Source organism: Escherichia sp. TW14182, from assembly GCF_000208525.1.
Taxonomy (GTDB): domain Bacteria; phylum Pseudomonadota; class Gammaproteobacteria; order Enterobacterales; family Enterobacteriaceae; genus Escherichia; species Escherichia ruysiae.
On record NZ_AEJZ01000529.1, the window covers coordinates 1 to 679 of the forward strand.

Below are 679 nucleotides of genomic sequence, written 5' to 3' on the forward strand. Positions count from 1 at the left end.
ATGATTTTAGCTCTGAAGGACTTCTTGGTTATGGGATATTCAAGAAGAGAGGTTTGTGAACAATATAACATTTCATCTGGGTATTTTTCAGGAGCATTAGGAAGATTTCAAAAAGTTCATTTAACAGTGAATCAACTTATTCCTTATTATCTACGATCATCAAGATTTATGCAGATACCTCAGATCCCTTGGGAAGTCTCTGCCAAAAAGACGGGGAACTAGCTTTATATTTATAAATAACACAGATGTTTTACTGAATACATTGATGTCAGAGTGTTCACAACATTCGGATACCTTTGTTTAAAAAGAAACCACATTCAACTTTTGTCATTAAGGAGTAAACAATGAAATTAAGCAAAATTATTATGACTGGTGCCTTTGTATCGATGTTAGCTTCTTATGGTGTTAATGCAGCCGGTTCAAGTCAGGGGCAAGGTTCTGTTACCTTCAATGGCACGATAATTGATGCGCCATGTAGTATTGCTCCTGATTCAGTAAATCAGTCCATCTATTTTGGACAAGTTTCCAAATCACATCTGAATACTGGTGGCATTTCTGTGATACAACCTTTGAATATTAAACTGCTTAACTGCGAGCCAAACAAATCCGTTAAGGTGAGTTTTTCTGGTTCTACCGTATCTAATGATAAGAAAGCACTTGGAACTACCGGTAATACAGG

Annotated in this window: 2 protein-coding genes; both read left to right on the forward strand. The window is 36.2% G+C overall.

What is annotated here, in order from left to right; all coding sequences use genetic code 11:
* A partial coding sequence (locus EQY_RS0123875; protein WP_000599366.1) for a PapB/FocB family fimbrial expression transcriptional regulator occupies window positions 1–222 on the forward strand: 222 nt, incomplete at its 5' end.
* A gap of 122 nt (window positions 223–344) precedes the next feature.
* A partial coding sequence (locus tag EQY_RS0123880) for a fimbrial protein (RefSeq protein ID WP_000777333.1) occupies window positions 345–679 on the forward strand: 335 nt, incomplete at its 3' end.